Here is a 9,866-nt window from a genome sequence, read left to right as displayed (position 1 = left end):
TGGGGTTGTTCTGCAGGACAGAGGATGCTGCTGAGAGACGTTGAGAAAGCATGGTTTAGCCTCAGGGCCACTAGCGGAGCAAATATTCTAGACATTCGCGTGATGGGACTAAGTGGTTAGGCTGGCTATCGGGTTCCCTCAAGGCAGGTTAGAGACGCAATTGGATGTTGTCATTAAGGTGTACCCCCAACGGTAACACCTAGTGTCTATCCTCTGGGTGTAGCGATAAATAGTCAGGGGGACTTAAACGACTATACCGCCTATTCGCTATACCTAACGACTACACCTAATCACCTGATTTTGCCCTCAAGCTGGAAGATTATTCCCTTTCAATAGATGATGTCATTTAGATAGCATTTTTTTGGATACTTGCGCGTACCTCGTCCAAACACACCCTTTCTCGCTTAACGAGGCATGTTCGCTTTACTCCTTTGTATGGTTTGAAACATTGACGAGAACTGTATGCATGGCCATGCTGTATAAAAATACACACAGCCATGTCGCTCGGATGTCGTCATGCAAACCCATTCAATCACCATTTTAGGCCCACTTTCGGCCACGGATTTAACTCTCCCGCTTTACGGGTATCGCGTTCCGGCAGGCTTTCCCAGTCCCGCCCAGGACCACATCGAGGAACGCATATCGCTGGGCCATCTCCTTGAGATCCAGGCGCCTCATACCTATCTGGTGCGTGCCCATGGCGATAGCATGATTGGGAGTGGTATCCACGACGGTGACCTGCTGGTCGTTGATCAATCAGCGGATGCAGTACAGGGTGACGTGATCATTGCCGCCATCAATGGCGAGCCTGTAGTCAAGCGACTTGGCAGAGTTGGCGAAACGCTGGCGCTTCTTTCCGATAACCTCTCTACCAGCCCCGGCTGATCCTTGAAGGCGACGACCTTGAGGTGTGGGGTGTTGTGCGGTGCAGTCTGCGGACGCATCGCGGTAATGTTTGATAAAACCTATTGCCTGGCAGATTGCAATAGCTTCTACGCATCGTGTGAGAGAGTATTCAGGCCTGATTTAAAACACACTCCGATTATCGTCTTAAGCAATAACGATTCCTGCGTAATTGCTCGTTGCGCCCTGGCCAAGAAATTAGGGATCAAGATGGGAGCGCCCTATTTCCAGATCAGGGACGAGTTAAAACGCCTTAGAGTTCAAGTGTTTAGCGCCAATTACGCGTTGTAGTAAGTTATGTGGAATGCTTTTTGGGCTAGTCTGACGTTGTCGACGCTCCGAGGTATCCATCATGACCTCTATCGCATCATACCAACAGGTGCTGAGCCGCTATCCCACTGTCCAGCAATGGCTAGCGCTTCTGGGTAATCTGGGACGGGCAGCGGCTACGTTGGAAGCCTATGGTCGAGGCCTTGCGCATTATCTTCGGCACTGCGAAACGCTTGGCCTTGAGCCAGAATCGGCTACATTCGAGCAGATTACGCTTTACATTCGGCAGCTGTTACCGGGGCAAGCCCATGCCATAGCCAATGCTACGTTGCATCAGCGGATAACCGCCATCCGCCTCTGGTATGATCATCTGGTCTATTGTGGTATTTGCCAGCAAAACCCCGTCCCACGAGGACAACACGCTCGGCTATTTCAGATACCTGCCCACTCAGGATTTGTTAGAGGTCTGGTTCCTCGGCTAATAAAGCTTCCCTGCGTTCCTACCGATGAGGAATGGAAAGACTTACTAGCCGTAGCCGCTAAGGCCTCTATTCGTGATCGGCTCATGCTTGCCCTGGCCTATTGTGGCGCGCTCCGGCGTGCCGAACTGGTGGCATTAAGGGTGGAAGACCTGGACGTTGCGCACCGGCTGATATCGATGCGGGCTGAAACAACCAAAGGTCGTCGCAGCCGGATCGTTTGTTACAGCCCGGCAATTAGTCCTGTCTTGATGAGGCATCTTCACGCACTTCGCCGTGAAGGATGGTCTAGAGGGCCTTTGTTTCGCTCAGCGTCCGATCGTAATCGGGGCTCTCCCCTGACAGGATGGACCTGGAGCAAGACGGTAGAGGCCTGGGCCAAGACAAGTAGTATCCAATGCTTGAGTACTCACACTTTTCGCCATCTCCGGTTCACACATCTGGCTCGGGCAGGCTGGAAGCTGCATGAGCTTACCGGCTATGCCGGTCATCGAGATCCCAAGACCACGCTGGTCTATCTGCACCTGTCGGGCATTGAGCTGACCGCCAAGACGGCGCACTCAGTGGGTCATTTAGACACGCAAATGTTTACCCAGCTCTTCCACTCGGAGTCGCTACAATGAGCCCTCTACCCAAGGTCAGCTATCAGCCGTTTGATGTGGGCCGCTATACGCGTAGCGAGGTATTAACAGATACTGAGCGAGACGTCCTCGCCAACAGGCATTACCGCTCTGACTGGCTTTATCTTCAGCAAGCGGCTCCTAAGCTGGTAAAGCCTTTGTTGGATCTGGTCGAGCATAGTGATGTATCCAGGCCAATGGCTGTCCAATGCATTGCAGCCATTCTCTGGCAGGTTAGTAAAACAGACAGGCCCTATTGGGTTTGATCAGAGCAACAGTGGTTGAGCCTGCTTAATGCCTATGATCGCGCACGTCCTTATCTTGCCGCCGTTGCCTATCATCTGGGAGGCTTTCGTACGCCTCAACGCATCGCCAAATTTCGACAACCCGCGATTTATGCCTCAGCGATTTTTGGAAAGGACATTTTCAACTTCGAACATGCACGCTTGAGTCAAACCTTAAGATCGCTGGGGTATGCCTCACGCCACTTGGAGCTTTTCCTGTCCAGTGTCCTTGGCGCACTCATGCTGGAAAACGGTGATCCAAGGCTTGAGACCTTCACCGAAGAGCTGCTGATATGCGGGCAAGCGCACCGAAGCGAGGGGATTGCCAGGGCCGTTGGAAAGGTCTCTCACGGTCTGGCTGCGATGGGTGTTCTGGCGAAACCCTTGCGGATGCGCGGGTATACCAGCTGGCGTGAAAAAAGCATTGAGGGCATCGATCCCCTCTGGGTCCAGTGGTGCCGTCGTTGGCGAGACACCTCAACCTCACGGCCCAGGACGAAAGAAAGTAACTACAGCTTTATACTGAGAACAGGACTATGGCTGGCACGAGAGCACCCCGGGATCAGGTCTCCAGCTGACTGGAGCCTGTCTACTTGCTCGGCCTTTATCGCTGCTGTTGATCGGATGACAGTGGGCGAATGGACGCTGGCGTCTGCGCGCCATACAAAGCTTCATGGATTAGGCCAGCCCATTGCGGCCAACTCCAAGCGTACTTTTTTACATGCGCTGAGGCGTTTCTTTATCGACTTTGAGCTATGGGGTTGGGGCGTTTGACCTTCAGTCCTCGCCACCATCTGGCGACACCCAGAACTATTGCATTCAACTCAGGTGTCAATCCACGCGTCATTGACGATGCCAGTTGGCTGAAACTCATCTGGGCCAGTCTGAACATAGAGCGTAAGGACTTACTGCCGGAGATCCACTATCCGTTAGCCATGGTCCAAGCCATTGCCGTGGTGTGGACGCATACCGGTCTGCGTAGTAATGAAATTATGCGGCTCGCCGTCAACTGTGCGCACGCTCAGTCAAACGAAGTGGTGCATGACGACGGAACCACAACACCTGCTGGGACATTGTGTTACCTGGATATTCCCGCTAGCAAGACATTCAAGGCCTTTGTTAAGCCTGTGGCGGCTGTTGTTAAAGAGCGAATTGACGCCTGGCTCCTGGAAAGACCTGTGAATCAGGCGCCTCTGCTTGATGAGCGTACAGGTGAAAAGGTCAGCTACCTGTTTCAGTTTCGCGGTAAGCGGATCGGTACCAGTGCGATCAACGACACGATTATTCCACTTCTCTGCGCACGGTGGAAGACAGTCGCGGACGCATCACCAGCCATAGAGGACGAGCCTCGGCGGTCACTGCATTGGCCAGTGTGCCTCAAGGCATGTCCTTGATCGAGTTGATGCAGTGGACAGGGCACAGCTCCCCTACTTCGACGTTACATTACATTCGTATCCGGCCTACCAAACTTGCTGCCTCATTTGTCAAAGCTGATCAGATGTCGCATATGGTCTCGGTGCTTATTGACCATGACGTCATAGCGCGTCAGTCGGAAGAGCCCTATACCTTCTATGATTTGGGGGATTCGCACTGCTCAAATCCTTTCTGGAGCACCTGTCCTCATCGTATGGCCTGCATTGGATGCGATTTCAACCTGCCCAAAGCCAACGCTAAAGCGCAGGCCCTGGAAAGCAAGGCTTCGATCCGCCGATATCTGGAGCAGGTTCCGTTGACCGTTGATGAGCGGGCCATCGTTGAGGGCGACCAGGAAAAGATCGAGGACTTTATCCGCAAGCTCGAACGTATTCTAGCCCTTGATGGGCATACTACAAGGCCAAGAGGAGCTATCGGAACCGAGAAATAGGTTCAGACCACTCAATTCCATCAATTTGAAGACCATATTGTGAGGAGTATTGTGGACCCCATTAGAGGCAGTAGCAGCTATAACGTACAGAGCAGTAATGCAGCAAACCCTACAGAAGCTGCGGAGGTAGCAGCAGGAGCGCGTCCGTCTGGCCATGCCGACTTACTGATACCACGCATGTTAAGCGATCACGCAGTAGCTGCGTTGAATGCCAAAGAAACCCAGGGTACCAAACTGGAAAAAACCCTGGCCGGATTTGCAAAACAGGCCATCGGCAGCGGTCAGTTGAAGATTTCGCCCAATCCGCCCGAGAACGGTATTGCTCAATTTGGGATGTGCCGCAATCAGGACGTGTTGGTGATCAAGGCGAAATTGAATGAACAGTCTAATAAATACGACGTTTTAAGCGTAGGGTTTAGAAGAGGCTCTGAAGAGCCCATCTCCATGAAACTGTCTGCGCCCGCTCCCTATCCAACTTCTCATTTAGAGCGTATGCCTAAAGAGTTAATTAATATGATTTTAGACAATATCTCAAACAGGGGGCCCAACAGTCGTGTGACCTCATTGACACTTAGTTCCAAGCATTTGTATGCATTGGGAGTGGAAAAAACTCAGGAAAAAGCAAAATGTTCGGCGCTTCTTGATCGCTTGACAGCTATTAAGAATATTCCGGCAAATCAAGGCCCCGGTGGATTGGGCGACGCTAGACTTATTGAATTTAAAGCAGTTTTAGGGAAAGTTAAGGAATTTCGAGGCAAGGAAAAAATGGATTTGATAGAGGGGCTAGTAGACAATATTTCCAACCTTAATTTTAAAAGTGGTGATGGCTTCAAATTAATGCTGGACCTGGCAGAAAGCCTCAGCCGTTCTAAAGCTCTGAAGTCAGCTGATCCAGAGCACAAAGCCGCACAGATTCATGATCAAAACAAAACTGTCGCGAATTTGGTGAGTAAACTTGCAAGAGCTGGAATAGGTAGTGATGTAAGTGATCAAGATAGGCCTGAGGTGTTTGAGAAGCTATGCTCAATACTTGAAGGACTAGAGGGAAAAAACGGAGCAAATCACGCAGCAGCTGCTTTGCCTAACTTGGCCAGCTGGTATCTTTGGCATTCTGAAAAGCTTGGTCCGGAACGATTCGGAAAGCTTATAGAACTCGCAAATCGAAACAAGCTTGATACGAACGATGAGCTTAAATCCGAAATGTTGACAAGTCTTACATCAAAATTAGCACAACACGACGAGGCTGAGGATATAGCCAATCATTTCAATGTACTTTGCGGAATCAGTCAGACAATTGAAAGGGACGAAACCAAGGCACGTGTCATAACGTATATGACCGAAAGGTTGAATTGGATCGAAGACGAAGCTCTTCGAGAGATCAGTAAGAACCACATTGCTGATGCAGTAGGCACCATCAATAACCCAGTGCTGAAAGCACAGGTCGCTGCTGTGACGCCTGTCCTGCAGAACGATTAGAACAGTCTCGCCAGAGCGGTAGCTGATGCAGCTCATGCTTGCTATAGATACGGCTTTCAGCGTCACATTTCAGTTGCTTTTCCATTCCACATAAATGCCGACCTTAGCGCCCGGGTCATGTCATGTATAGAATCTATTAGCCCGTCTTGCGAGATATATTCTACAGATGAAATATTCCTAGATCTATCAGGAATACAGAAATGTCCTGAAAAGCTTGGCAGGGAAATCAAGGCGCGGGTGTACAAATGTACCGGCATCCCTATAGGTGTTGGGATCAGTACCACCAAGACGCTGGCCAAGCTGGCTAACCATGCAGCCAAGCGCTGGTACAAGTCCACTGGTGGGGTACTGGATCTGCGCGACCCGGACCGGCGTAACCAGGCGCTGCAGCACATCGATGTCGGTGACGTCTGGGGCGTTGGCCGCAGGCTTGAGGAAAAGCTCAAGCTGCTGGGCAGCGAGATGAACTGACCCCCGAATGTTGGACACAACCTTCGGGGGTTTCTTATGGCGAAATACTCGCTTCAGTTCAAACTCATGGTCGCTCGCGATTATCTCGAAAGCGCTGATGGCTTCAGCAGGGTTTCGCATCGGCACCAGGTAGCGAGAAGCCTGGTCCGCACCTGGGTCGCCGCTTTTCAGCAGCATGGCGAAGCAGGCCTCACGCCCACTCGATCTCACTACAGTACGACTTTCAAGCTCGCCGTCCTCCTGCGTATGTATGAAGAAGGCTTGTCCTACCGTCAGGCCGCTGCAATCTTCAACATCGCTAACAAATCAAGCGTCATGCATTGGCAGCAAGCGTACAAGGGAGGTGGTCTACCCGCTCTGGCACGCAAGCAACGAGGAGCTGACGTGAAGCAGAACAACACGCATTCTCTGGTTGAAAGCCTCGATGGTTCAAAAGACACGCAACAAGCGCTTATCGACGAAATCGTGAGGTTGCAGCTGGAAAATGCCTATCTCAAAAAAGCTCGAAGCCTTGGCTCAAAGCAGGCAACGCTCAGCACTCGTGAGAAAACACAGATCGTTATAGCGCTCCGGCAAGACTACCCACTGGCCTGCCTGCTCAAGGCAGCAGGCCTACCTCGCAGTACCTTTTACTATCAGTCAAAGCGACTGGCTGCGGCTGACAAATACGCAGGGCTCAAAATTACTATCAAGACGCTGTTTGATCGGCACAAGGGCCGCTATGGCTATCGTCGTATCACCGCCGCCTTACGCAACAAAGGAGCCCTTGTGAACTATAAAACCATCCAGCGCCTGATGGGGATTCTGGTACTAAAGTCATCGATTAGACGGCGCAGCAAGTACACGGCCTACCGGGGCGCTACGTCTAGGGCCGCTCCTAACCGCCTCAACCGTAACTTCTCAGCCCAGCGTCCTAACGAGCGATGGGTTACGGACATTACCGAGTTTAACGTCGGTGGCCAAAAGCTCTACCTCTCACCGGTTCTGGACTTGTATAACCGCGAGATTGTGGCCTATGAGATGGCTAGGCGACCCATCTTCGATATGGTACGCGACATGATGGGCAAAGCCTTCAAGCGCTTAAGACGCGGCGAAGCTCCGCTCTTGCATTCGGATCAGGGCTGGCACTATCAGATGCCTGCGTTTGGTCGTCTGCTGGAACGGCGTGGCCTCATCCAAAGCATGTCACGGCGTGGCAACTGTTTGAATAATGCGGCCATGGAAAGTTTTTTTGCCGTGCTCAAGTCCGAGCTGTACTACCGGAAAGCCTTTAACAGCGTGGCTCAGTTGGAAAAGGCGCTGCGCAGTTATATCCGCTATTACAACCATGATCGGCTGAAACTTTCGCTTTGTGGGTTGAGCCCCGTTCAGTTCCGCCTTCAACACTGCTTGTGAAACCTGATCTTGCTTCCCAACGGCCGTGGATAGCCGCTAGACAGTACTTAATACAACGGAACCGGATTAACTCAATAACCACTTAACCGCTGCACAGTCAGCCAGAGTACCGATTGGCATTTATCCCTGACAACGGTGTTGGCATCTGCCGTGCTCGACAAAAAGTAGTACGGCCGATTTCAGTCCCGGAAACGCGCTATGGAGGAATGTCCCAGCATATCCCTCCTTTTGCTCGTCATACAAAGGTACAGACAGAGCCTTCTTTCAGCTACATGTAGATATGCACTTGTGGTTGCTTAGGAAAGCCTAATTAGGGACTCGCTATTTTGTAGTGATAAGCCCAAACATACAGGAACGCTTATGCCAACTATCAGCAGGCCGAATAGCTCATACGTGGGTCAATCCGCTACAACACCGCCACAGGAAACACAGCAACGCACTTCACCACAGTCTACTCATATCTCTCACGAGAGACCGCCGGTGCCTAAGGCCCCGGACTTTCTACTTCAAATGCGCCAAAAAGGCCAGGTGACACAAAGTAGCCTAAAACAGCAAATAGCAATAGAGACAAGTACTGTAGAGACATTGCGTCATTCGATAGGCATGTCCAAAGCGGCAAAAGAGCTAGCAGAGGGAAGTGGGCATGCCACGCGTGCTCATACTGACTCACTCACCCAGGCAGAAACACGTTATGAGCAGGCGAAAGAACGATTGGCAAAGCTCCTAAAGCAACAAGAAGGCGTCGATGCTGAAAACGCCCGCGTAATAAAGTTAATAGATCAACAATTTGATGAACTTGAAAAGGAGATAATAGACCAGCAATTCGACGCGCTTGACAATGAGCAGAGCCCTTCAGGTCAGCCGGCTAGCCCTATAAGCGAGCAGCCACAAGGCAGCAATACAGCCCGACCACTCCCTCCTCCAACTACCCGTCTCTTACAGCCACCAGTGAGCAGTCCCTTAGCTCAGCACCCTGAACAGAGACCCGAAGCCTCACAGCCTATTTCCCATCCTGCCCTATCTGTTGGTGTACAAGGGCATCATAGCCCAGCCCTAGCAGCGGCAACTTCTCAAACAGCTGTCGCATCGGGTGAGTCACTACAAGAACAAGCGATCACTAGATTGGCAATAACCCGATTGGTTGAGCAAGCCCACATAGCTTTAAAGGAAATCACTGCGGATCTTTCTGAGCGTAGTCTGGAAAACCTTGCTAATGGTCTTACAGAACTATTTACGACGCCTGCTACACGAGAATCTCGATTAAGGGCAGTTAATGAAGCGTTTAGGCTCTCAGTGCTTGATCCAGGAACGGCGGAAGGAAACCATACGCTTAATTGCCTCTATACGCTTCGTGCTTTCTCAAACCACCTACCTGATGAGAGCACATTGCCGATAGAGGCAGGCACGGAAAATACTCGCTCAGCTACAGCAGATCCTGCACTCCCTATTCAAAGAATTCGTGTTGCTAATCCTCAAGAGCAGACGTTTATATCTAGTAGCATTCGTGCGGCAGGTTTTCTCTATAACTTTATTCTCCCACGTGAAGCAATTGCTGCACGCCAATTTGAGGAGGCCTTTTTTAAGCCAACGGCTGATATAGCTGTACGCCAGAAGGTACTTAGGAATTTAGGGAAAGAGATAAAAAACTTCCTGTCCGTAAGCGATAGTACCGATAGTAGATATACGGATGTAGCTCTATACGGTAACTTGAAGCTACTCCAGCATGTTTCAAGCCGCCTTCCACCCAATGTCGTTTATCCGCGTCCGGCACCTATTGTCGGAGCGATGACGGGGTCAAATGATGTAATCGATGCCGGTCTATGGCAGTTACAAGAGTGGGGGAAACATGAATTGAGTTTTATCTATGACCACCTAAAAGATAAGGCGCCAGGCGCAGCTTTGTCGTTAGCACAGGCGTTCACAACACCCACGCCCCCCCAGATGAGGCAAGATCTTCTAGAGAAGATTACCTCGAGAATGATTAATCTTCCTAACCCAGATATTAAGCGCTCTCTAGAGACTCTTCGGGACTGCGCAATGAAATTTTCAATGAATAATATTCTGGAATTCAGATCAGAGGAAAGTGAGCGTCGCAAAAGGGTTG

General features: G+C 50.9%; 9 protein-coding genes and 2 pseudogenes. All 11 read left to right on the top strand.

The window, feature by feature from the left end; genetic code table 11:
• Positions 1–516 precede the first annotated feature (516 nt).
• A pseudogene (locus IEX86_RS24035) lies at positions 517–959 on the top strand (LexA family protein).
• Positions 952–1,191: pseudogene (locus IEX86_RS24030) on the top strand (Y-family DNA polymerase); the annotation flags it as partial. The pseudogenes IEX86_RS24035 and IEX86_RS24030, both read left to right, overlap by 8 nt.
• A gap of 64 nt (positions 1,192–1,255) precedes the next feature.
• Positions 1,256–2,275 (top strand): tyrosine-type recombinase/integrase, encoded by a 1,020-nt coding sequence (locus IEX86_RS24025; protein ID WP_188868680.1) that lies wholly within the window; start codon positions 1,256–1,258, stop codon positions 2,273–2,275.
• Positions 2,272–2,538 carry a hypothetical protein gene (locus IEX86_RS24020; protein WP_188868679.1) on the top strand — a complete coding sequence of 89 codons (267 nt, stop codon included), beginning with the start codon at positions 2,272–2,274 and terminating at the stop codon, positions 2,536–2,538. The genes IEX86_RS24025 and IEX86_RS24020 overlap by 4 nt, the downstream gene beginning before the upstream one ends.
• 15 nt (positions 2,539–2,553) lie before the next feature.
• Entirely contained in the window at positions 2,554–3,330 is a 777-nt protein-coding gene (locus tag IEX86_RS25960; protein ID WP_188868678.1) for an integrase, read from the top strand.
• The gene (locus IEX86_RS25955) at positions 3,327–3,950 is read left to right on the top strand and encodes a site-specific integrase (protein WP_229685491.1); all 624 of its coding nucleotides are present in this window, start codon (positions 3,327–3,329) and stop codon (positions 3,948–3,950) included. Before IEX86_RS25960 ends, IEX86_RS25955 begins: the two co-directional genes overlap by 4 nt.
• Complete coding sequence (locus IEX86_RS25950) at positions 3,941–4,420, top strand: site-specific integrase (protein WP_229685490.1); 480 nt, start codon at positions 3,941–3,943, stop codon at positions 4,418–4,420. Before IEX86_RS25955 ends, IEX86_RS25950 begins: the two co-directional genes overlap by 10 nt.
• Before the next feature lie 51 nt (positions 4,421–4,471).
• Entirely contained in the window at positions 4,472–5,896 is a 1,425-nt protein-coding gene (locus IEX86_RS24005) for a hypothetical protein (protein ID WP_188868677.1), read from the top strand.
• 66 nt (positions 5,897–5,962) lie between these two features.
• Positions 5,963–6,367: a Y-family DNA polymerase gene (locus tag IEX86_RS24000; RefSeq protein ID WP_308423916.1), complete on the top strand. Its 405-nt coding sequence runs from the start codon at positions 5,963–5,965 to the stop codon at positions 6,365–6,367.
• Positions 6,368–6,403: 36 nt separating this feature from the next.
• Entirely contained in the window at positions 6,404–7,762 is a 1,359-nt protein-coding gene (locus IEX86_RS23995; protein ID WP_188868675.1) for an IS3 family transposase, read from the top strand.
• 360 nt (positions 7,763–8,122) lie between these two features.
• A partial coding sequence (locus tag IEX86_RS23990; protein WP_188868674.1) for a hypothetical protein occupies positions 8,123–9,866 on the top strand: 1,744 nt, incomplete at its 3' end.

It is taken from the genome of Pseudomonas asuensis, assembly GCF_014646755.1.
GTDB classification, from domain to species: Bacteria; Pseudomonadota; Gammaproteobacteria; order Pseudomonadales; family Pseudomonadaceae; genus Chryseomonas; species Chryseomonas asuensis.
Note: the sequence above shows the minus strand (reverse complement) of the source record. Positions and strands in the feature narration are given on the sequence as shown.

Coding starts and splice junctions, on each gene's coding strand:
- IEX86_RS25950 (WP_229685490.1), top strand. CDS start 3,941: ATGTCCTTGATCGAGTTGATGCAGTGGACAGGGCACAGCTCCCCTACT.
- IEX86_RS24020 (WP_188868679.1), top strand. CDS start 2,272: ATGAGCCCTCTACCCAAGGTCAGCTATCAGCCGTTTGATGTGGGCCGC.
- IEX86_RS24025 (WP_188868680.1), top strand. CDS start 1,256: ATGACCTCTATCGCATCATACCAACAGGTGCTGAGCCGCTATCCCACT.
- IEX86_RS23995 (WP_188868675.1), top strand. CDS start 6,404: ATGGCGAAATACTCGCTTCAGTTCAAACTCATGGTCGCTCGCGATTAT.